At 59.7% G+C, this 21,026-nt stretch carries 19 protein-coding genes; 12 read left to right on the forward strand and 7 right to left on the reverse strand.

The window, feature by feature from the left end:
- The first annotated feature begins 1 nt into the window (after position 1).
- Complete coding sequence (locus tag PUQ42_RS01490; protein ID WP_273370311.1) at positions 2-1,843, forward strand: hypothetical protein; 1,842 nt, start codon at positions 2-4, stop codon at positions 1,841-1,843.
- 286 nt (positions 1,844-2,129) lie between these two features.
- Positions 2,130-2,867: a rubredoxin gene (rd, locus tag PUQ42_RS01495; protein WP_122121346.1), complete on the forward strand. Its 738-nt coding sequence runs from the start codon at positions 2,130-2,132 to the stop codon at positions 2,865-2,867.
- A gap of 202 nt (positions 2,868-3,069) precedes the next feature.
- Here the strand turns inward: rd and PUQ42_RS01500 are convergent, their stop codons facing one another.
- A complete protein-coding gene (locus tag PUQ42_RS01500; protein ID WP_087311330.1) occupies positions 3,070-3,345 on the reverse strand; it encodes a putative quinol monooxygenase in 276 nt (91 codons plus the stop codon).
- Positions 3,346-3,554: 209 nt separating this feature from the next.
- Here PUQ42_RS01500 and PUQ42_RS01505 point away from each other — a divergent pair, with 209 nt between their 5' ends.
- Positions 3,555-4,622, forward strand: a complete 1,068-nt coding sequence (locus PUQ42_RS01505) for a linear amide C-N hydrolase (RefSeq protein WP_087311365.1) — start codon at positions 3,555-3,557, stop codon at positions 4,620-4,622.
- A 27-nt stretch (positions 4,623-4,649) separates the two neighbouring features.
- Here PUQ42_RS01505 and PUQ42_RS01510 read toward each other — a convergent pair whose 3' ends face one another.
- From PUQ42_RS01510 to PUQ42_RS01520, 3 genes are all read right to left on the reverse strand, one after another.
- A complete protein-coding gene (locus tag PUQ42_RS01510; protein ID WP_087311329.1) occupies positions 4,650-5,015 on the reverse strand; it encodes a DMT family protein in 366 nt (121 codons plus the stop codon).
- 205 nt (positions 5,016-5,220) lie between these two features.
- Complete coding sequence (locus tag PUQ42_RS01515; RefSeq protein WP_087403526.1) at positions 5,221-5,880, reverse strand: HAD family hydrolase; 660 nt, start codon at positions 5,878-5,880, stop codon at positions 5,221-5,223.
- Positions 5,877-6,446, reverse strand: a complete 570-nt coding sequence (locus PUQ42_RS01520; protein WP_273370317.1) for a peptidase associated/transthyretin-like domain-containing protein — start codon at positions 6,444-6,446, stop codon at positions 5,877-5,879. The genes PUQ42_RS01515 and PUQ42_RS01520 overlap by 4 nt, the downstream gene beginning before the upstream one ends.
- A 170-nt stretch (positions 6,447-6,616) precedes the next feature.
- On the opposite strand from PUQ42_RS01520, the gene ybaK reads away from it, so the two are divergent.
- Positions 6,617-7,111, forward strand: coding sequence for a Cys-tRNA(Pro) deacylase (gene ybaK / locus PUQ42_RS01525; RefSeq protein WP_273370318.1), 495 nt, complete (start codon positions 6,617-6,619; stop codon positions 7,109-7,111).
- Positions 7,112-7,445: 334 nt separating this feature from the next.
- Here the strand turns inward: ybaK and cdaA are convergent, their stop codons facing one another.
- Positions 7,446-8,249, reverse strand: coding sequence for a diadenylate cyclase CdaA (gene cdaA, locus PUQ42_RS01530; protein WP_087403524.1), 804 nt, complete (start codon positions 8,247-8,249; stop codon positions 7,446-7,448).
- A 105-nt stretch (positions 8,250-8,354) separates the two neighbouring features.
- A complete protein-coding gene (locus PUQ42_RS01535; protein ID WP_087403523.1) occupies positions 8,355-8,942 on the reverse strand; it encodes an OmpH/Skp family outer membrane protein in 588 nt (195 codons plus the stop codon).
- A gap of 244 nt (positions 8,943-9,186) precedes the next feature.
- On the opposite strand from PUQ42_RS01535, the gene ruvA reads away from it, so the two are divergent.
- From ruvA to PUQ42_RS01570, 7 genes are all read left to right on the forward strand, one after another.
- The gene (gene ruvA, locus PUQ42_RS01540; RefSeq protein ID WP_087311324.1) at positions 9,187-9,774 is read left to right on the forward strand and encodes a Holliday junction branch migration protein RuvA; all 588 of its coding nucleotides are present in this window, start codon (positions 9,187-9,189) and stop codon (positions 9,772-9,774) included.
- A gap of 326 nt (positions 9,775-10,100) precedes the next feature.
- Positions 10,101-10,259, forward strand: a complete 159-nt coding sequence (locus PUQ42_RS01545; RefSeq protein ID WP_162992919.1) for a hypothetical protein — start codon at positions 10,101-10,103, stop codon at positions 10,257-10,259.
- Between the two features lie 109 nt (positions 10,260-10,368).
- A complete protein-coding gene (locus PUQ42_RS01550) occupies positions 10,369-10,968 on the forward strand; it encodes a hypothetical protein (protein WP_087311364.1) in 600 nt (199 codons plus the stop codon).
- A gap of 32 nt (positions 10,969-11,000) precedes the next feature.
- On the forward strand, positions 11,001-12,590 hold the full coding sequence (locus tag PUQ42_RS01555) for a hypothetical protein (protein ID WP_273370324.1): 1,590 nt from the start codon (positions 11,001-11,003) through the stop codon (positions 12,588-12,590).
- 257 nt (positions 12,591-12,847) lie between these two features.
- Positions 12,848-13,093, forward strand: a complete 246-nt coding sequence (locus PUQ42_RS01560) for a DNA-binding protein (protein WP_087311322.1) — start codon at positions 12,848-12,850, stop codon at positions 13,091-13,093.
- A gap of 643 nt (positions 13,094-13,736) precedes the next feature.
- Positions 13,737-15,656, forward strand: a complete 1,920-nt coding sequence (dnaK, locus tag PUQ42_RS01565) for a molecular chaperone DnaK (protein ID WP_273370327.1) — start codon at positions 13,737-13,739, stop codon at positions 15,654-15,656.
- 205 nt (positions 15,657-15,861) lie between these two features.
- Entirely contained in the window at positions 15,862-16,182 is a 321-nt protein-coding gene (locus PUQ42_RS01570; RefSeq protein ID WP_087311320.1) for a DMT family transporter, read from the forward strand.
- A 3-nt stretch (positions 16,183-16,185) separates the two neighbouring features.
- Here PUQ42_RS01570 and PUQ42_RS01575 read toward each other — a convergent pair whose 3' ends face one another.
- Entirely contained in the window at positions 16,186-17,490 is a 1,305-nt protein-coding gene (locus PUQ42_RS01575; protein ID WP_273370330.1) for an alpha-L-fucosidase, read from the reverse strand.
- 439 nt (positions 17,491-17,929) lie between these two features.
- On the opposite strand from PUQ42_RS01575, the gene secDF reads away from it, so the two are divergent.
- Positions 17,930-20,950, forward strand: coding sequence for a protein translocase subunit SecDF (secDF, locus tag PUQ42_RS01580; protein ID WP_273370332.1), 3,021 nt, complete (start codon positions 17,930-17,932; stop codon positions 20,948-20,950).
- The last annotated feature ends 76 nt before the right edge of the window (positions 20,951-21,026 follow it).

Here is a 21,026-nt window from a genome sequence, read left to right on the forward strand (position 1 = left end):
GATGAAACGATTGTGGATGATAGCCGCCTGTGCGGCGATGGTGGTGCCGCAGTGGGTTGCGGCCCAGGTGGAGAAGCAGGTCGAGGTGACGAAGGCCTACGTCCCGCGGGTGGAGAGCGCCGCGAAGCTGGCGATAGAACCCGACATGAACGATACGACGCGGATGCGTCCCGAGATCGGTTATACGGTGACGCCGCTGTCGCTGCGCACGACGCTCACGACGCGTCCGATCCGTCCGGCGACGGTCACCTACTGGGAGTTCAACCGTCCGCAGCCCTTCTACTTGAAGGTCGGGGCGGGCTATCCGTTGAACTCCGTGCTGGATTTCTACGCCACGACGCAGAATCCCTCGACGGGCTACGCCATGGCCTATGTGAACCATGCGGGATATTATGCGAAGATCGCCAATCCGTTCGGCGGGAAGCACAACTCCACGCGGATGTACAACCGGGCGGGCATTGCGGCCGGCAAATACATCGGACGCCATACGCTCGAGGGCGAACTCTCCTACGACAACCGCATGTATCACCGTTACGGGGTCTGGGTACCCTCCGTTCCGGAGCTCGCATTCGGTGCCGGGGCGATGACCGACTATGGCGATGCACGGCTGCAGCTGCGTTTCGGCGACGATTTCCAGGATCTGAGCCGGCTGAATTTCGAGGTGGGGCTCCACGGCGGGCTCTTCTTCGACCACTCCGATCTGCCCGTTCCGGACATGTCGGGACGTGAGAGTTCGATCGGGGCTGACGGCCGGATTGCCTGGGCCTGGGGCCGCAGCCGCTTTGGCATGTCGATAGCCTACGATTACCTGGGCGGCCACAAGTATCTGGAGGGCAGCAACCAGCAGCTGATCCGTGCCGGAGTGCGCTACGGCTTCGACGGCGGGGTGGTTCGGCTCGACGCGGGGGCCGACTACTACCGTGACCGTGTCGGCACGACAGCCCTTGCGGACTACGAGCGCGGCAACTACCTCATTCCCTACCTGCGGCTGAATTTCAACCTCGGCACGCCCGGACTGCAGCCCTTCGTCGAGGCCGACGGCGAGGTGCATCCGAACGACCTGCGCTCGCTCACGGAGCAGAACCCCTACGTGCGTTCGTCGCAGTGGCCGTCGGACGCCTTCCTCACCACGTCGGACCAGCCGCAGGGCAAGAGCCTCTTCCCGATCTACGACGAAACTTCGCTGTGGCTTGCGAAGAGTTCCGTAGACTACAACTTCCGCCTCGGTCTGGGGGGCAGCCTCTGGCATTCGATCGTTGCCTATCGCCTCTATGCGGGCTTTTCGATCCACGACAACCACCTCTTCTGGACGGGATGGCAGGTGGCAAGACCCGACACGGGGTGTGACGTGCTGTTCCTGCCGGTCCAGGCGCGCCAGACCGTGACGTCGCTCAACGGCGAGATCGAAATCCGTCCGTTGAGTTCGCTGAAGATCGACCTCGGGGCTCACGGCCGTCTCTACAACGACGAAACCGATCTGAAGAACGGCGATCCGGCCTTTGCGGGGAATGCCGGCATCGTCTATGAGGGGCGCAGGATCGCCTTCGGTGTCGAGGCCCTGTTCGAGAGTGCGCGCAGTTGGTCGGTCTATCGGTATACGCTGCAGTCTGCCGGCGTGGACGGCTCGACGTGGGAGACGAGCGGCACGTTGGAGAAGGAGGCGCTGGATCCCTTCCGGACACCGTTCGGAGTTGATCTGCGGGCCCATTTCGACTGGCATGTTTCGGGTCGCGTGACCTTGTTTGCCGAGGGCCGCAACCTGCTCAACCGGAAACTCTACAACGAGGCCTGGTTCCCCGAACCGGGCGCGCGGTTTACCGTCGGCATCAAGGCCAACTTCTGATCCGGCGAACCGGCCTGGTCCGCACGCGGCGCGGTGGAATCGGGTCGGTCGTAGGTCGGTCCCGGGCCGGAATCGGGCTGGCTGGTCTTGGGTTTTGATAGGGTCGGTCCCGGGCCGGTCGCAAATCGGACCCGGGTCAGTCTCGGGTCGGTCCCGGGGGGGTAAGGGCCGAAACATGATTTTTTCGGTCGTCATGATACCAACGTGCGGGATTTTTGCTATCTTCAGGACGTGTTGCGGAGAGTTCTGCGACACGTCTTGTTCATTCAATAAAAAACGAACTGCCATGAAACATGCAATGCCTGCGCTTCCGTATGCACCGGAGGCCCTTGCTCCGAAGATGAGCCGCGAAACACTCGACTATCACTACGGCAAACACCTGCAGACCTACGTCGACAATCTCAACGCCCTGATTCCCGGCACTCCCTACGAGGAGATGCCTCTCGAGGAGATCATCCGCAAGGCCGACGGGGCGATCTTCAACAACGCCGCCCAGACCTGGAACCATACCTTCTTCTTCCGCCAGCTGACCCCCGAACAGGGTCCCGTACCCGCGAAACTGGCTGCCAAACTCACGGCCGAATTCGGTTCGGTCGAGGCCTTCCGCGAGCAGTTCACCCGGGCGGCTCTGGGGCTGTTCGGCTCGGGCTGGGTGTGGCTGGCGGCCGACCGTGCGGGACACCTCTCGATCGTGGCGATGTCGAATGCCGGCAATCCGCTGCGTGACGGGCTGCGCCCGGTGATGACGGTCGACGTCTGGGAGCACGCCTACTACATCGACTGGCGCAACCGACGGGCCGACTTTCTGAAGGCCTTCTGGGAACTGATCGACTGGAAGCAGGTGGCCGACCGGGCCGTACCTCGCCGTTATCGCTGCACGGCGTGTGACTACGTCTACGATCCCGCGAAGGGTGATCCCGAGACGGGCATCGCCCCCGGTACGCCGTTCGAGGAGATTCCCGACGACTGGACCTGCCCCGTGTGCGGACTCTACAAGGAGGCATTCCGTCCCGTCGAGGAGTAACGGACGTCTGCCGGTTCCGCTCCGGAACCGGGAGTTCCGGAGCGAATCTGAGCGTGCCGGGAACCGCCTTTTCCCGCGGACTCCGGGCGGGCCGGAAACCCTCCGGGGCGTCCCGGGAGATCCGGAAAACCCGAAGCCACGAAAAAGCCCGTCCGGGCATTGGCTCGGACGGGCATCTCGGCGGCGCAGAGTCTGCCGGCGATCAGAAGACGAACTTTTCGAGCTTCAGTTCACCGAGTTGCTCCATGCGCGGAACGAGGGTCGTGAAGTGTGACGAACGTTCGTGGGCCGACAGCGCCTTGGCGTCGCTCCACGTCTCGCAGATCATCAACACATCGCGGCGCGTCGCGCTTTCGAAGAGGTCGTATGCGACGCATCCTTCATCCTTGAGCGAAGCGGTGACCAGTTCGCGGGCCGTGCGGACCAGTTCGTCACGGTTGCTCTCCGTCGTGCGGATAAAAACATTCAAACGGATCATATCGTATCGTTTTATGGAGATCGGAGCCGGGCTCCGTATCTCCGGGTTATGCTTGACGAGGCGAATTTAGTAAAAATTTCGGGAAACGATTCGGCCGTGAGGTTCTTTTCGCGGTTCGGTTTTTGCAGCCGGACTTCGGGATCCGGCCCCGGGGCGTATCCGACCCGTGGAAGGTTCACCCGATCAAGCACATTAAAATCGGAAAAGAGATGAAAGCAAAACATCTGTTATTGGCCCTTGCGGCCATTGGCGGCGCCTTCGAGGCGTTGGCCTGTACGGGAATCTCGCTCACGGCGGCCGACGGCAGCTACATCCAGTCGCGGACGATTGAGTGGGGCAACAGCGCCCTGGAGAGCATGTATGTCGTCATTCCGCGCGGCGAACGGCTGCAGTCGCTCACGCCCGACGGCCAGACGGGGCTCTCCTTCAAGGCACGCTACGGGGTTGTGGGGCTGGCCGTTGTCGAGAAGCAGTTCATCGCCGAGGGGATCAACGAGGCGGGACTTTCGGCCGGACTCTTCTTCTTCCCGCAGTACGGCAGTTACGAGACCTATCAACCGGCACAGAGCGCCCGCACGCTGGTTGATCTGGAGGTGGCGCAGTGGATTCTGACGCAGTTTTCGACCATCGACGAGGTGAAGGCCGCGATCGGCGGGGTGCGCATCGTGGGGCTCGAGGCCAATGCCGTCGTGCACTGGCGCATCGGCGAGCCGTCGGGCCGCCAGGTGGTGCTGGAGATCGTCGGCGGCGTGCCGCACTTCTACGAGAATGAGGTGGGAGTGCTGACCAACGCCCCGGGCTTCGAGTGGCAGGTGACCAATCTGAACAACTACGTCAATCTGCGTCCGGGCGATGTCGAACCCTGCAAGATCGGTGAGAAGACGCTTCGGGCCTTCGGGGCCACGGCCGGATTTCTGGGGCTTCCGGGTGACGATACGCCGCCGTCGCGTTTCGTACGTGCGGCCTTTTTCCGTGCCACGGCCCCCGTGCGTGCCACGGCCTTCGCCACGGTGCAGGAGTGTTTCCACCTGCTGAACAACTTTGACGTGCCGATCGGTCTGGAGCACCCGGCCGGCAAGTGTCCCGACATTCCGAGCGCCACGCAGTGGACCTCGGCCATCGACCTGACCCACCGTGTGGTCTACTACAAGACGGCCTACAACAATACGATCCGCTGCATCGACCTCTCGCAGATCGACTTTGCGCGGGTGAGCTACCAGGTCCACCCGTTGGACCGCACACAGACGCAGCCCGTCGAACGGATCGCGATTCGGTAGGGGTCGGCCGTCCGGCCCTCCCGACGACTATTTGCGGAAGATGAAGTAGACGGCCAGAATGATGCAGAGGAACCCGGCCAGATGGTTCCAGCGCAGCGTGTCGGACTTCATGAAGACCAGCGCGAAGATGGTGAAGACCGAGAGCGAGACGACCTCCTGAATGACCTTCAGTTCCCAGATCGAGAAGGGTCCTCCGAATTCGGCCGAGCCGATGCGGTTGGCCGGCACCTGGAAACAGTATTCGAAGAGGGCGACGCCCCAGCTCATGAGGATGACCAGCATGAGACTGAAGCGTTCGAGACGTGATTTGAAGGCGATCTGCCCGTACCAGGCCAGCGTCATGAAGGCGTTGGAGATGACGAGCAACGCGACGGTGGCAAGTCCACGGAACATAAGCATCTGTTTTTAAAAGCGGCGCAAAATTAGCGAATTTTTCGCAAATGTGACTCTTTTGCAGGCGAAAACGTACATTTCCCGACAGGAATGTGCGTTTTTTCGCTCTTCGGCAGGGAGGTGTCGGTGAGGCTTTGAGCCCGGAGAAGGGCCCGGTCAGCGGGCCGCCATAAGCACCGGATCCACAGAACGACCCGGGGACGGATCAGGCCAGCAGCGCGTCGAGGTCGGTCAGATCGGCGAAGGTGTCGATCACCAGATCGGCACTGGTTTCACGCTCGAGCACCTCGCGCGGCAGGGTGGTGGCCAGCGCCACGATGCGCCCGGCGCCGGCCCGGCGGGCCGACTCGATGCCGGCCTTGGCATCCTCGAAGACCACACAGTCGGCCGGATCGCACCCGACGGCCGCCGCAGCCTTGAGATAGATCTCCGGATCGGGTTTGCAATGCGTCACCGCGTCGCCCGAGATGCGGGCCTCGAACCATTGTCCGATCCGGCACTTTTCGAGCACGAAGTCGACGTTGGCGCGGCAGCCCGACGACCCGACGGCGCAGCGGATGCCGGCCCCGTTGAGTCGTTCGAGCAGCTGACGCAACCCCTCGACGGGGTGGATCTCCGGGGCGTAGATCTCACGGTAGATGGCCTCCTTCTCGTCTCCGAGGGCCTTGACGCCCTTCTGGCGGATCAGCTCCTCGGGCAGGATCAGACGCATGATGTCGTCGTTTCCCATGCCGTAGGCCTGGCTGAGGCGCTGCTGCCAGCCCTCGACGCCGTAGCGGGCGCAAAAGACCTCGAAGGCGCGGACATGAGCCAGTGTGTTGTCCACCAGCGTGCCGTCCATATCGAATAAAGCGGCTTTTTTCATGATTGCAGTTCGTTTTCGGAGGGCAAAGATACGAAAAGACGGGCGGGAAAACACGCCGACCGGGAATTTTTTGTCTCCGTGCGGCGCTCTCCTGTCGCGAATCCGATGCTGCGGCCGCTGGCCGAAAGCGGGCTGGCGAAGCGGGCGTTGAAGAGCACGATGTAGTTGTCGACGTCCGAGACGCGGCTGGCGCGGATCACCTCGCGTTTGAACTCCGGCGAACGGCTGCGGTAGAGGTCGGCCGTCGATTCGGAGATCATGGCCGGGAGATAGGCCTGACCGGTCAGGGCCGAGGTGTCCATGTAGTTGAAGATGAATCCGAAGTTGCGCTGCATGCGTCGGTTGCGGAACCCGGGCCGGATATTCGTCAGATCGAGCTCCATTTTCGTGTAGGTCCGGCAGTGATACGTATCGTGGCGGTCGGGGTCGTTGCGCGCGCGGTTTCGGATGACCGGGTCGCGCGTCTCGAGCGAATAGAAGCCCTGTTCATCGGTCGTAATCCCGACGGTCGTACCGGGGAATACCACACTCACAAAAGCCAACGGCTCGCCGTTGGAGTCTGTCACACGTCCGCGTATCCGGATCATTTGAGCATGGGCGCCGGCAGTTCCGAGCAGGGCGGACAGCAACCCGAAAATCATTCTCCGTACATATGCGGGCAAATGTAAGAAAAAAGTTCAGAATCGCAGAAAATAAACTACCTTTGCGGCAAAACGGTTGAAAATGATGACAGCTTATGGCACACGGCAAAATTGAAAAGACGAATGCGGCACGGCTGCTCGACCGCGCGAAGATAGCCTACGAGTTGGTTCCCTACGAGGTTGACGAGACGGATCTGGCCGCCACGCACGTGGCTGCGCAGTTGGGCGAGGATATTTCGACGGTCTTCAAGACGCTGGTTTTGAAGGGTGACCGTACGGGTTATTTTGTCTGTGTGGTTCCGGGCGACCACGAGGTGGACCTGAAGGCTGCCGCGCGGGTTTCGGGCAATAAGAAGGTGGATCTGATTCCGATGAAGGAGCTGCTTCCGGTGACGGGTTATATCCGGGGCGGATGTTCGCCGATCGGGATGAAGAAGGCCTTCCCGACCTACATCCATACGTCGGCCGAGACGCTTCCGTATATTTATGTCAGTGCGGGGGTCCGGGGGCTTCAACTGCGTGTGGCGCCGAAGGAGTTGGCGGCGTACGTGCATGCGACATTCGCCGAGATCAGCCGGCTTCCGGAGTGATTGGCGGAGGTTTGTGACCGGGGGCGAGAAGAGGCCTGGCCGCCTCTGAAACCGGTCTCTTGGGTCGGGAGCGATGATTTGTTACTGAGTCGTAGAGGGGTATGGCCGCCCCTGAAACCGGTCTCTTAGACCGGGAGCGGTGATTTGTTACTGAGTCGTAGAGGGGTATGGCCGCCCCTGAAACCGGTCTCTTAGACCGGGAGCGGTGATTTGTTACTGAGCCGTAGAGGGGTATGGCCGCCCCTAAAACCGGTCTCTTGGGTCGGGAGCGGTGATTTGTTACTGAGTCGTAGAGGGGTATGGCCGCCCCTGAAACCGGTCTCTTAGACCGGGGTTATTCGGCAACTTCGTTGTTTTTGGAACGCTTGCGGGAGTTGATGTTCAGATAGCGCTGCAGGGTCTGCTGCAGACGGGTCGGATCGAGATGCTGACGGATCTCACCGCCCTGGGCGATGGCTATCTCGCCGCTCTCCTCGGAGACGACAATGATGATGGCATCCGAGATTTCGCTCATGCCGATAGCGGCACGGTGGCGTGTTCCGAACTCCTTCGGAACGTCGCTCTGCGTGACGGGGAGGATGCACTTGGCCGCCACGATGCGGTCGCCTTCGATCAGCACGGCGCCGTCGTGCAGCGGGGCGTTCTTGAAGAAGATGTTTTTCAGCAGCGGAGTGGAGACTTTGGCATCGAGGGCGATTCCGCCTTCGGCGATGAGCCGCAGGTCGCTCTGCTGTCCGATGACGATCAGGGCTCCGGTTTTGGTCTGTGCCATTTCGCGGCACGCCGTGACGATGGGCGCGATGTTCGTCTGTACGGGGTCTTCGCCCGAGGAGAAGATGCGTGTGATGAAGTTAAAGTGTTTCTGCCGCATGCCGATCATCTGCAGGAAGCGTCGCAATTCGGGCTGGAAGACGATGATCAGGGCGATGGCGCCCACGGAGATCAGTTGTCCGAGGATCGTGGAGAGAAGCTCCATGTTGAGGGTGCGGACGACGACCCAGAGCAGATAGACGGCGATGATGCCCGAGAGGATATAGGGGGCATTGGTGCCTTTGGTCATGCGGTAGATCCAGTACATGATCAGGGCCACCAGAACGATGTCTATCAGATCAATGAAGGTGAACGGAACGAATCCCATTGCAATCGGACTTTAATCAGGTTTCGGAGTTGACAGCGCAAATGTAGGAAAAAAAAACGACTTCCACTCGTTGTGGAAGCCGGTTTTTTGTTCCGCACGGACGGGCTATTTTTTTGCGTCTTTCTGATCGGCGGCGTAGAGCTCGTTGACCTTGGCCAGAATGGCGGGGGTGATGTCGAGCGTCGAGTCGGCGTCGATCAGTGCCGAAGCGTTGATAATGAGTTTGTACTTGCCGTCGGCGTTGATCTCCTTCACGGCGCGGTGGAGCAGGTCCTGGGCGCGGTTCGTGAATACGAAGTTCTCCTCATCGAGCGACTGGGCCTCTTTCTGGGCGTTGGCCTGATAGGAAGCGACCTTTTTCTGGATGCTCTCCTGCTGGGCCTGTGCGTCGCGGGTGGTGATCAGCCCCTTGTCGAACTTCTCCTGCAGCTGAGCGGCTTCGGCCTGGAGGCTCTGCTCGCGCTGGGCCCAGCTTTTCTGGGCCTTCTGGGTCTTCTCCTGCAGGGCGACACCCTCCTTCTGATAGAGGTCGCACTGGGCCAGGACGGCTTCAACCTGTATGTAGGCGATGTCGCTGGAGACGACCTCCTGAGCAACCGTTGCGCTTGCAGACTCAGCCTTTTCCGCGGTTTTCGTACCGCAGGCCGCGAGGACAAGAGCCGCAGCCAATGCCGGGAATAGCGTTTTTTTCATCTTGTTACGTAGTGTTTGGTTAAAAATTCTTCATTTGAAACACAAAGGTAAAAAAAAATCTTTACTTTTGCCTACCGGAAGACAATTTTATCGCACCCCGGGCGGGCGTTGTTGCCGGATGCGGCTCTGCGCAGGGATGAGGGTCCGTCGAAGCGGCGGCAGGGACCGTCTTACGGACGCGCCCCGACTTTGGCCCGGATGTCCGTAAGTCGCGGATTGCGTGCGGAATTTATAGCAGACGATCATGTACGAATATATCCAGGGAACGGTAGCCGAGGTTGCTCCGGCCTATGCCGTGATCGACGTGGGCGGAGTGGGCTACTACCTGCACATTTCGCTCGAAACCTACACGGCCATCGAGCATGCCGCACAGGCGAAGCTTTTTGTTCATTATGTCGTGCGCGAGGATGCGCAACTGCTCTACGGTTTCTCGACGAAGGTCGAGCGTGAGTTGTTCCGGCTGCTGATCAGCGTTTCGGGCGTGGGGGGCAATACGGCGCGGATGATCCTGTCGACCTACTCGCCGCGCGAACTGCAGGGGATCATCTCGTCGGGGAACGCCGTCCTGCTGAAGAATGTCAAGGGACTGGGGCTCAAGACGGCGCAGAAGATCATCGTCGAGTTGAGCGGCAAGCTCATGACGCTGGGTTTCGACGACAACGGCCCACAGCCGGCGACTCCCGACGGAGGGGTTGTCGACGAGGCGCTGGAGGCATTGGTCATGCTGGGCTTTGCACGCGGGGTGGCCGAGAAGGCCGTGCGGGCCGTGGTGCGCGAATCGCCCTCGGCACCGGTCGAGGAGGTGGTGCGCATGGCCCTCAAACGGCTCTGAGACGGCCGGCTGAAGGCCCGAGGCGGCCGGGACGATTCCCATGCGGCTCTGAGACGGCCGGCGGACGATCCACATGCGGTTCCAGGGCGGCTGCATGAGGTCGATCTTCCTCCTGCGGTTCCAAGGCGGCCGTGGAGTGTTCCGACTCCGGGAGCGGGACTTCTGAATACTCCCGGTTTGAACGGCCTGCCGCAAATCCTGTAAAACGTTGTATTTGTGTCCCAAAAGGCCTGAAAGTTGCACTAAAGGCCCAAGGTTAGGGGATTCTGTTTTTTTTCTGGCAGGAGATTTGCCTTATCTTTGTCGAACTGTAAATGCAATGACCCATGGGTGAATTTCCGATCGGATTCCTGCTTTTGATGCTCGGCCTTGCGGTCGGAGCCTTCGTGGTGCTGCTGATTGCCTACGTGTGGCGGCAACGCCGGCTTCACCGGCTGATGGACCCACGCCGGGATTATGCCTACCATTCCGAGGAACGAGGATAGCTGCGGCTCTCCTCTTTTTTTTGTCCGTTCGGACGCTACGGGGCGAATTTTTACGTTTCATATTCATGGATATCGGATTGTTTTTGTACATTTGCACAATTGTATGCCGATGAAACGACCTTTTGCCATCCTGTTTTGTGCTGCGGCGCTGCTTCTGGGCGGGTGCTCGCAGGAGGAGGATACGCTCTCCGGACAGCGGGAGAAACTCGTCTCCTACCTGGAGCGGACCCACTCTCCGTCGCTGATCCCCGACACTTCGGTCGAGGAGGGGAGCCAGTTGCCCTTTTATACGGTCGCGGGGAATTCGGTCTATCGGTACATCCAGAATGTCTACGACCCCGACCGGGCGAACCGGCCCGAAGTGGGCGAGAACTCCACGGTGGCGATCACCTTCCGGGCCTATGTGTTCGAGTTTTCGAACATTACCGACTCGACCTTTCCCTTCTGGTCGAACGATCCGCTGCTGGAGAGCGCCTATCAGGAGCTGGGGCTGAGTGTCGGCGAGGGCGGATGGACCTTCGAGCCGCTGCACGTATCGATGAACGGCAACATACTAAACGGACTGCGTCTTGCGTTATTGGGATGTCGCGAGGGCGACGAAGTCGAGGCCTACATGACCTACAACATGGCTTACGGCGACAGTTCGTTCAGCACCATTCCGAGCGAAAGCCCGATCGCGTGGTTCTTTACGGTGGATGCCGTAGAATGATAAAATGTGGATTTAGAATCGGAAAACGAAATATGAAGTTGATTACCCGTTTGCTGTATCTTCCGCTGGCCGGTGTATTGCTGCTGGCCTCATGTGCCAAGGAGGAGAGCGAATCCTACGACAAGTTCGAAGACCAGGCCCTGGAGGCGTGGATGACCCAGAACCGACCGGAGTTGGTGGGCAACCTGCAGAGCGACGGAGGCTATTACGTCGAGGTGCTGGAGGCTGGGGAGGATCTCTCCACGATCAAGCCGATCCGCGATACGGCATGCTGGGTGCGGTTCGACTTTTCGGGGCGCGATCTGAGCGGCAATATCGTACTGACGCGCCGCGCCGCCGAGGCCAAGCTGGTCAATACGTTCACCAAATATACCCACTACGTTCCCTATTACCGTTATTGCGGAACGGTCAATACGAGCCTGATGGAGGGGACGTATCTGGCCATGCGCAACGTGCTGCACCTGAGTGCGGAATATGCGGCAGACCACGGTTTGAGCGAGGATTTCGAGCTGCGCAAGGGTTCGAAGGTGCGGCTCTACCTGCCGTCGCGCATCGTCAGCTCGAGCGGCGTGGAGGGGCAGGGCGGTTACGAAGGCCAGTATTCGCTCAGCTCGCAGCGGCCGTTCATCATCGAGATGGAGATCCGCGAGATCGTGAAGAATCCGCTGGAGAGCGAAGGTTCGGAGGTGGATTCGTTCTGTGCGGCCAACGGTAGCCAGTGGCTCTATACGAAGGAGGGCGACGAAGAGGGATCGTCGAAAATCCCGGCGGGATACGATGACGAGAACCACCCTTACAAACTGCGGGAGAAGGGCTACCGGTGGGTGAGTGCCTGCGACTCGGTGGCCCAGGTCTATGTCGACGTGTGCTACGATCCGACGAAGGCCTCCGACTACCTGAATTTCAACTTCCCGGTTCGCAGCGAGAAGAACGAGTTGCTGTGGGACAACAAGGCGTATGATGTGGGCTTCGAGCCGTATAACGGGTCGGATCTCGAGGCTCGGATCTCCGAGGCACTCAAGAAGCGTTTCCATGCCGACGAGGATTATAAGCATCCGGGACTCGAGAGCCGGGATGCGGACTCGGTTGGGATGGACGGCGAGGCCAAGATATGGTATATCGCGCGGATGCTCGACGGATTCATCTACGATACGAACATCGACGAGGTGAAGGAGATTATCTACGGGGAGGCCGACTCGGAGGGTTCGGCTCTGACCTATACGCCCGACGAAGATCAGAGCAGTCAGATCTCGGCCTACTATTACGTGGTTCCGAATCTGTGCTACGGACAGTGGGCGGAGTTCGTCACGGTTTCGACCCAGGGTTACGGCGCTACGGGACGTACGGGCAGTACGACGACGAGCGGCGGATCGACGGGTTATTCGTCGAGCTACCTCGATTACCTGAACTATTACAACTACTACAACAGCTACTACGGCAACAGCTACTACGGCAGCTATTACAATAACTATTATTATAATTATCTGAACAGCTACTATTATAACTACGGTTACGGCTACGGCGATACCACGACGGAGACGACGACAACCATTTCGACGGAGATTCCGCCCTATACGCCGCTGGTTTATCAGATCTACATCGAGCCGGCCGAAGAGGAATAGACATTGCCGCGAGTGCCGTCATTACGAGGATCAAACGATCGGGAGAAGATTCTTCCGGTCGTTTTTTTGTGTTGCGAAGTCGGTCGGCCGGAGATTTGCATCCATGTCGGAACGGGCTTTCGGATAGGGTGGAGATTGTTGCGTTTTGATGACAAAGGGGTTACATTTTTTTGTGGTTTTTGATCTGGAAATTTTGTAAATCCATAAAATTATATTAATTTAGTGTTCGAGAACCATCAACCATAAAATCTACGGATATGATAATCACATTTAACGAGTTGCGCCGTATCAAGGATCGGCTGCCCAGCGGCAGTTCGCAGCGCATTGCAGATGAGTTAGGAATCGATGTCGAGACGGTCCGCAACTACTTCGGAGGGAGTCACGAAGCGAAGGAGTGCGTCGGGGTTCACTTCGAACCGGGACCGGACGGCGGGGTTGTCACGTTGGACGACACGACGATTCTTGATGTTGCGATGCGTATCCTTAGCGAGCAACAGCAATAATAGTATAAGGATCTGTCCGGTGAGAGCCGGAACGAAGCCTGCGGAGACGCAGGCTTTTTTTTGCCCCTTAAGACGGGGCTTTTAGGGGCAACCGGGCGTCGTCAGGTTTCGGAGGGCCGCGACTGCTTCTATCTTTTCCGCTGTCTTGTTCGGGAGCGGATATGGCCTCGGGCAACCCCGTAAAGGTCCGGCCGCCCCTAGAACCCCGAAGTCTAGTATTGGGAGCGGACGTGACGTTGGGAAAAACCGTAAAGGTCCGGCCGCCCCTAGAACCCCGAAGTCTAGTATTGGGAGCGGACGTGACGTTGGGAAAACCCGTAAAGGTCCGGCCGCCCCTAGAACCCCGAAGTCTAGTATTGGGAGCGGACGTGACGTTGGGAAAAAACGTAAAGGTCCGGCCGCCCCTAGACCCCCTTTCTTAAAGGGGTGACAAAATGCCGGGTGGAAGGGGGTGTTGGCGGGGATTTCTGCCAAAATGCTGACAAATTGGCAGAGGTGCCCGATTGGTACGGCGTTTGTGAGAATTCCGGGCGTAACCGACGGCCACGGACCGAAGGGGACCCGGAGACGGGAACCTGGAAGAGAAAGGACCGGAGGGGACGATGAAGACGAAAATTATAAACAATTAAAAACAGATACGATTATGGCAAAGATTATTGGTATTGACTTGGGAACCACGAACTCCTGCGTAGCAGTGATGGAGGGCAATGAGCCCGTAGTGATTCCGAACTCGGAGGGACACCGTACGACCCCGTCGGTTGTAGCCTTCACGTCGGAAGGCGAGCGTAAGGTGGGTGACCCTGCAAAGCGTCAGGCCATCACGAACCCGAAGCGGACGGTCTTCTCGATCAAGCGTTTCATGGGCGAGACCTATGACAAGGTAACGGCTGATATTGCGCGTGCCCCGTATACGATCGTTCGTGGCGACAACAACACGCCGCGTGTCGACATTGACGGACGTCAGTACACGCCTCAGGAGATTTCGGCCATTATTCTTCAGAAGATGAAGAAGACGGCCGAGGATTACCTGGGTCAGGAGGTGACGGAGGCCGTGATCACGGTACCTGCCTACTTCTCCGACTCGCAGCGTCAGGCCACGAAGGAGGCCGGTGAGATTGCCGGTCTGAAGGTTCGCCGAATCATCAACGAGCCTACGGCCGCTGCGCTGGCCTACGGTCTGGACAAGAAGGCGAACGACATGAAGATCGCCGTCTATGACCTGGGTGGCGGTACGTTCGATATCTCGATTCTGGAGCTTGGTGACGGTGTCTTCGAGGTTAAGTCGACGAACGGTGATACGCACCTGGGAGGTGATGACTTCGACCACGTGCTGATCGACTACATGGCCGAGTCGTTCAAGGCTGAACACGGAATCGACCTGCGTGAGGACCCGATGGCGCTTCAGCGTCTGAAGGAGGCCGCCGAGAAGGCAAAGATCGAGCTTTCGTCGTCGACCACGACGGAGATCAACCTTCCGTACATCATGCCTGTGAACGGCATTCCGCAGCACCTGGTCATGACGCTGACGCGTGCCAAGTTCGAGCAGCTGTGCGACCATCTGATCCGCAAGACGATCGAGCCGTGCAAGCTGGCCCTGCGCGACGCAGGTCTGACCGCCTCGCAGATCGACGAGGTGATCCTCGTAGGTGGTTCGACGCGTATTCCTGCGATCCAGAAGATCGTCGAGGACTTCTTCGGCAAGACGCCCAACAAGTCGGTCAACCCGGACGAGGTCGTAGCCATCGGTGCAGCCATCCAGGGTGGTGTGCTGACGGGCGAAGTGAAGGACGTGCTGCTGCTTGACGTGACGCCGCTGTCGCTGGGTATCGAGACCTTGGGCGGTGTGATGACCAAGCTGATCGATGCCAACACGACGATCCCGACGCGCAAGTCGGAGGTCTTCTCGACGGCAGCCGACAACCAGCCTTCGGTAGAGATCAACGTATGCCAGGGTGAGCGTCCGCTGGCCCGCGACAACAAGTCGATCGGTCGGTTCCACCTCGACGGGATTCCGGCAGCACCGCGTGGTGTGCCGCAGATCGAGGTAACGTTCGATATCGATGCCAACGGTATTCTGAACGTATCGGCCAAGGACAAGGGTACGGGCAAGGAGCAGAAGATCCGTATCGAGGCATCGTCGGGTCTGACCGAGCAGGAGATCCAGCGGATGCGTGACGAGGCCAAGGCCAACGAGGAGAAGGACAAGGCCGAGAAGGAGCGTATCGACAAGATCAACGCCGCCGACTCGAACATCTTCACCACGGAGAAGCAGCTGAAGGAGTACGGTGACAAACTGCCCGCCGATAAGAAGACCGCCATTGAAGGCGCTTTGGCCAAACTGAAGGAGGCCCACAAGAACGCCGACGTTGCCGCCATTGACACGGCGATGAACGAGCTGAATGCCGCATGGCAGGCCGCTTCGCAGGACATCTACTCGGCCCAGCAGGCTCAGAGCCAGCAGCAGAGTTCGCAGTCCAATGCCGGACAGCAGACGAACGCCGGCAGCCAGCAGGGTGGCAACAACGGCCAGCCTGAGGATGTCGAGTTCGAAGAGGTGAAATAATGCCGTCCGACTCCACCGAGGAGCCGGCCTAAAAACGAAGGAGACATTCCCGCAAGGGGATGCCTCCTTTTTTTGTGCCTGCCCGACTCCTGCTCGGCTTCCAGTCCGGCCCCCCCCCTGCCCGACACCCCGCAAACGGCTCCGCGGGACGTTGCTGCAGCGCGGAAATTTTGCTACCTTTGCACGATCTCAACAACAACATCGTATGGCATGGTGGTATTTGGCATTGGCCGGATTATTTGAACTGGGCTGGCCGTTGGGCTTCAAGCTGGCGGCGCTCAGTGCGCGTTATCATCTGCTCTTTCTGCTGCTGTCGGTTCTGTCGATGGGGCTGAGCGGGCTGTTTCTCTATTGGGCGCAGCGGGAGATCCCGATGGGCACGGCCTATCTGGTCTGGACGGGCATCGGGGGCATCGGCACCGTATTGATCGGGATATTCTGCTTCCACGATGCGGTGACCTTCTGGCGGATGTTCTTCCTGACGCTGGTTTTCATCGGGATCGTGGGGCTGAAGCTTGTGCACTGAGGCCTATTGGCGGATGGTGAGGACGACGATGTGGTCCGGGGTCGCGGTCCGCTCTCCGAGACGGATGACGACGCCGTCGTCGTTCTGCCGGAAGTCGAGCCGCTCCCCGCTGTCGCAGGCCGTGGCCTGACGCACGCGCAGCCCCTGCAGGGGGACGAAGAGCTCCGTGTCGGGCCAGTCGAGGATGTGGAGATAGACCTTGTCGCCCCGGCGGGTCGTGACGCCCCACGCACGCGGCGTCACGGGCCCGGCCTGCGTTCCGTAAATTGTCTCGCCGTGGCGTTCGAGCCACTCTCCGATTCCGGCGAGCCGTTCGAGGGCCGCTTCGGGCAGCCGGCCGTCGGGCTGCGGCCCGATGTTGAGCAGCAGATTGCCGCCGCGCCCCGCCGCTCCGACCAGATAGCGTACCAGCTCGTCGACCGGCTTGTAGTCGCAGTCGGTGATGCGGTATCCCCACGAATGGTTCATCGTCTGACAGGTTTCGAGCGGCAGGCGGCTCACCTCCTGGCCCGACAATCCGGCGCTGTTTTCGCCCGGGAGGTCGCGTTCGAAGGTCTGTGCATCCTCGCCCTCGAAGGGAGCCAGGTGGTGGTTGTTGATCACCAGACAGGCGGGCTGCAGCCGGTGGATCAGACCGTAGAGTTCGTCGAGCCGCCAGTCGAAACCGGGGTTCTGGTCCTGATCCCAGACGCCGTCGAACCAGATGGCGCCGACCGGCCCGTATTGCGTTAACAGTTCGGTGAGCTGGGCCTTCATGAAGTCGAAATAGGCGTCGGCATCCTCCTTTCGGGGGTCGCGGCCCGTTCCGCGGCCGGTGCGGCCGCGGGGTGCATCCTCGCGCCACCAGTCGATGAGCGAGTAGTAGAAGTGGATGCCGAGCCCCTGCCGGCGGCATTCGTCGGCCAGTTCGCGGACGACATCGCGGCCCAGCGGCGAGGCGTCGACGACGTTGTAGTCCGACTGTGCGGTGTCGAAGAGCGAGAATCCGTCGTGGTGGCGCGTCGTGAAGCAGACGTATCGGGCACCTGCCTGCCGGATGGCCGTGACCCATTCGCGGGCATTGAAGGCCGGGGCGGCGAAGGCGCCGGCCAGCTTGCGGTATTCGCGGAAGTCGATATCCTGATTGGTCATGACCCATTCGCCCTGCCCGAGCAGGGAGTAGAGACCCCAGTGGAGGAAGATTCCGAAGCGATCGTCGGCGAATTGCTGCCGGGCAGCTATGTTCTCGGAAGCGGGCACATACCCGGATTGGGCCGCGGCCGCCAGCGAGAGTGCGGCGGAGCAGCAGGCGAGGAGGATTTTTTTCATCGTGTTCGGGGATTGAATACCCGAAGGTACGAAAAGATTGGCTAAAAAGCGAATTCCGGCTGTGAATTATGCCTTCGGGGTTGTGCTTTTGGTTTTTTTCGGGCCGTTCAGCGCGCCCGAGCTGGCGAGGAGTCGTCCGCGGGTCAGGGGGAGGATCCAGAGACAGGCCATCGAGAAACGCAGGAGGAAGATCTCGGCCGGGCACGCTCCCCTGCGCCGTCCGAATGCCCTCGACGCCGCAGCCCGACATTCCGGCGGCTCCGTTGCGTGAGCGCCCATGCCGCCGCAACGTGCGCAACGGGGCTGCAGGGGTGATAATTTTGCCGCAATGGCCATTTTCTGCCGCTGAAACCGTGGGATTTAATTCTTTTTTTCTATCTTTGCGTGCTATTGTGCCCAACGACATTAAAACAAACATAATAACAACTATTTTTTCCAAATGCAAAGTAAAGGTTTCATTAAACTCATCGCGGTGCTTCTGGCCCTCGCATGTGTTTATCAACTCTCGTTCACGTTCAAGACGCGGAGCGTAGAGAAGAAGGCGGCGGCCTACGCTGCCCAGTTCCCCATCGACGAGCAGTCGGCGGCCGAACAGCATTACCTGGATTCGATCCAGAACCTGACGGTCTACAACGTGGGCTTCAAGAAGTTCACCTACAAGGAGTGCAAGGAGAAGGAGCTGAATCTGGGTCTGGACCTGAAGGGCGGAATGAACGTCATGCTGGAGGTTCAGGTCGAGGATGTCGTGAAGGCGCTTGCCGGCGACAGCCAGAACGATCCGGCCTTCCAGCAGGCCATTGCCGAGGCCAATGTGGCCATGAAGGACGGTTCGTCGAACGACTACATCGGCGACTTCGTGAAGGCCTACTCGCGTCTGTCGAACGGCAGTCCGATTGCCGCGATCTTCGTGAGCCCCGACCGCAAGGACATCACGCTCGAGAGTTCGGATGCCGACGTGGAGAAGATGCTCAAGCGCGAGACCGAGGCAGCCATCGGCGCTTCGTTCAACGTGCTGCGCAGCCGTATCGACCACTTCGGCGTAACGCAGCCCAACATCATGCGCCTTCCGAACTCGCACCGCATTCTGGTCGAGCTCCCGGGCGTGAAGGAGCCGCAGCGTGTGCGCGACCTGCTGCAGGGAACGGCCTCGCTGGAGTTCTGGCTGACGTACGACGCCCGCGAGGTGCTTCCGATGCTGGTATCGGCCGACAAGCTCCTCAAGGAAGAGGCTTCGCATACTGCCGCCCCGGCCACGGAGAACGCCACGGAGCAGCCTGCCGCCGAGGCCGCCGCACCGACGGCCGGTGAGGGTCTGATCGGTGAGATCGGCGCCGACTCGACGGCCAAGTCCGAGACGGCCCATACGGGCAACTTCGACCAGGCGCAGAACCCGCTCTTTGCGGTGCTGGATCCCAACTATGCCGGAGGCGCCGCCATCGGAGCCGCCTATAAGGCCGACATTGCTACGGTGAACGAATATCTGGCCCGTCCGGAGGTTCGCGACCTCTTCCCGGCCGACATCCTCTTCAAGTGGGGCGTGAAGGGCGACGACCACATCGACGGCCGTTACTACCTCTACGCCATCAAGGTGACGACACCCGACGGCAAGGCGCCGCTCGACGGATCGGTCGTAACGGACGCCCGCGAGCAGTATGCGCAGCGCGGCGCCACGGCCGAGGTTTCGATGACGATGAACGCCGAGGGTACGCAGAAGTGGGCGCGCATGACGGGCGAGAACATCGGCAAGTGCATTGCCATCGTTCTCGACGGCTATGTCTACTCGGCCCCGCGTGTCAATACGAAGATCGACAAGGGACAGTCGCAGATCACGGGCGACTTCACGATCCAGGAGGCCCAGGACCTTGCCAACGTGCTCAACTCGGGTAAGGTTCCGGCTCCGGCGAAGATCATCCAGGATACGGTCGTAGGACCGTCGCTGGGACAGGAGTCGATCAACGCCGGTATGCTGTCGTTCGTCGTCGCCTTCATTCTGGTGCTGCTCTACATGGGGCTGTTCTACAAGACGGCGGGTTGGATGGCCGATGTGGCACTGCTGATGAACGTCTTCCTGCTGATGGGCGTACTGGTATCGTTCGGTGCGGTGCTGACGCTGCCGGGTATTGCGGGTATCGTGCTGACGATGGGTATGGCCGTCGACGCCAACGTGATCATCTACGAACGTATCAAGGAGGAGCTTCGCGAGGGCAAGGGTCTGTCGCTGGCCATCAAGGAAGGTTTCTCGAAGGCCTACTCGGCCATCATCGACGGACAGCTGACGACGATCATTACGGGTATCGTGCTCTTCATCTTCGGTACGGGTCCGGTTCAGGGCTTCGCCACGACGCTGATCATCGGTATCATTACGTCGGTCTTCTGCGCGATCTTCATCACGCGTCTGCTGATCGATTGGATCGTTGCGAAGTGGGGCTCGATCTCCTTCTCGTACAAGTGGTCGGAGAAGTTCCTCAGCAATACGCACGTCAACTTCCTGAGCAAGCGTAAGGTAGCCTACTGGATTTCGGGCGCGCTGATCGTGCTGTCGATTCTTTCGTTCTTCGTCCGGGGTCTGAACCTGGGTGCCGAGTTCACGGGCGGCCGCGCCTATGTGGTTCGTTTCGACAAGGCCGTGTCGGCCGAGGAGGTTCGTGCGAACATGGAGCGTGTCTTCTCGCAGATCGAAGGGGCCGACGAGTCGTCGATCAGCTTCGAGGTCAAGCAGTACGGCAACGAGAACCAGATGCGCATCGTGACGCAGTACCGTTACGACGATACGTCGGATGAGGCTACGGGCGAGGTTGAGGAGCTGATCTACAAAGCACTGAAGCCGCTCTACTCGTATGACATCACCTTCGACCAGTTCCGCAGCACGCAGACCGATGTGAACGGTATTCTGACGGCCGACAAGATCGGACCTTCGATTGCCAACGACACGACGTGGAACGCCGTCTACTCGGTGCTCTTCTCTCTGATTGCCATCGGACTCTACATCACGTTCCGCTTCAAGCGCTGGCAGTGGGCAACGGGTGCCACGCTGGCCCTGGCCGTCAATGCGCTGCTGATCATCGGTATCTTCTCGATGTTCTACGGTATTCTGCCCTTCAACCTGGAGGTGAATCAGGCCTTCATTGCGGCCATTCTGACGATCATCGGATATGCGATCAACGATACGGTGGTTGTCTTCGACCGAATCCGCGAGTACCTGGGTATCTATCCGAAGCGGAGCCTCTATGAGAACGTGAACAACGCTATCAACTCGACGCTGTCGCGTACGATCAATACGTCGGGCACGACGCTCGTTACGCTGCTTGCAATCTTCTTCTTCGGCGGCGAGACGATCCGTGGCTTCATTTTCGCGCTGATCATCGGCGTAGTAGTCGGTACGGTGGCCACGATTTTCATCGCCACGCCGCTCGCCTACGATCTGATGAAGAAGCGCGCCAAGATCGACGAGGAGAAATAATCGCGTTCGAGGCTGAACTCAAAGCCGCTCCCGGATTCCGGGAGCGGCTTTTTCGTGTTCTCATCCGTCGGCATGT

Source organism: Alistipes megaguti (assembly GCF_944320325.1).
GTDB lineage: Bacteria > Bacteroidota > Bacteroidia > Bacteroidales > Rikenellaceae > Alistipes > Alistipes megaguti.

Bases quoted from the DNA above. Each gene is read 5' to 3' on its own strand.
- PUQ42_RS01490 (WP_273370311.1), top strand. From the start codon at position 2: ATGAAACGATTGTGGATGATAGCCGCCTGTGCGGCGATGGTGGTGCCG.
- rd (WP_122121346.1), top strand. From the start codon at position 2,130: ATGAAACATGCAATGCCTGCGCTTCCGTATGCACCGGAGGCCCTTGCT.
- PUQ42_RS01500 (WP_087311330.1), bottom strand. From the start codon at position 3,345: ATGATCCGTTTGAATGTTTTTATCCGCACGACGGAGAGCAACCGTGAC.
- PUQ42_RS01505 (WP_087311365.1), top strand. From the start codon at position 3,555: ATGAAAGCAAAACATCTGTTATTGGCCCTTGCGGCCATTGGCGGCGCC.
- PUQ42_RS01510 (WP_087311329.1), bottom strand. From the start codon at position 5,015: ATGTTCCGTGGACTTGCCACCGTCGCGTTGCTCGTCATCTCCAACGCC.
- PUQ42_RS01515 (WP_087403526.1), bottom strand. From the start codon at position 5,880: ATGAAAAAAGCCGCTTTATTCGATATGGACGGCACGCTGGTGGACAAC.
- ybaK (WP_273370318.1), top strand. From the start codon at position 6,617: ATGGCACACGGCAAAATTGAAAAGACGAATGCGGCACGGCTGCTCGAC.
- cdaA (WP_087403524.1), bottom strand. From the start codon at position 8,249: ATGGGATTCGTTCCGTTCACCTTCATTGATCTGATAGACATCGTTCTG.
- PUQ42_RS01535 (WP_087403523.1), bottom strand. From the start codon at position 8,942: ATGAAAAAAACGCTATTCCCGGCATTGGCTGCGGCTCTTGTCCTCGCG.
- ruvA (WP_087311324.1), top strand. From the start codon at position 9,187: ATGTACGAATATATCCAGGGAACGGTAGCCGAGGTTGCTCCGGCCTAT.
- PUQ42_RS01545 (WP_162992919.1), top strand. From the start codon at position 10,101: ATGGGTGAATTTCCGATCGGATTCCTGCTTTTGATGCTCGGCCTTGCG.
- PUQ42_RS01550 (WP_087311364.1), top strand. From the start codon at position 10,369: ATGAAACGACCTTTTGCCATCCTGTTTTGTGCTGCGGCGCTGCTTCTG.
- PUQ42_RS01555 (WP_273370324.1), top strand. From the start codon at position 11,001: ATGAAGTTGATTACCCGTTTGCTGTATCTTCCGCTGGCCGGTGTATTG.
- PUQ42_RS01560 (WP_087311322.1), top strand. From the start codon at position 12,848: ATGATAATCACATTTAACGAGTTGCGCCGTATCAAGGATCGGCTGCCC.
- dnaK (WP_273370327.1), top strand. From the start codon at position 13,737: ATGGCAAAGATTATTGGTATTGACTTGGGAACCACGAACTCCTGCGTA.
- PUQ42_RS01570 (WP_087311320.1), top strand. From the start codon at position 15,862: ATGGCATGGTGGTATTTGGCATTGGCCGGATTATTTGAACTGGGCTGG.
- PUQ42_RS01575 (WP_273370330.1), bottom strand. From the start codon at position 17,490: ATGAAAAAAATCCTCCTCGCCTGCTGCTCCGCCGCACTCTCGCTGGCG.
- secDF (WP_273370332.1), top strand. From the start codon at position 17,930: ATGCAAAGTAAAGGTTTCATTAAACTCATCGCGGTGCTTCTGGCCCTC.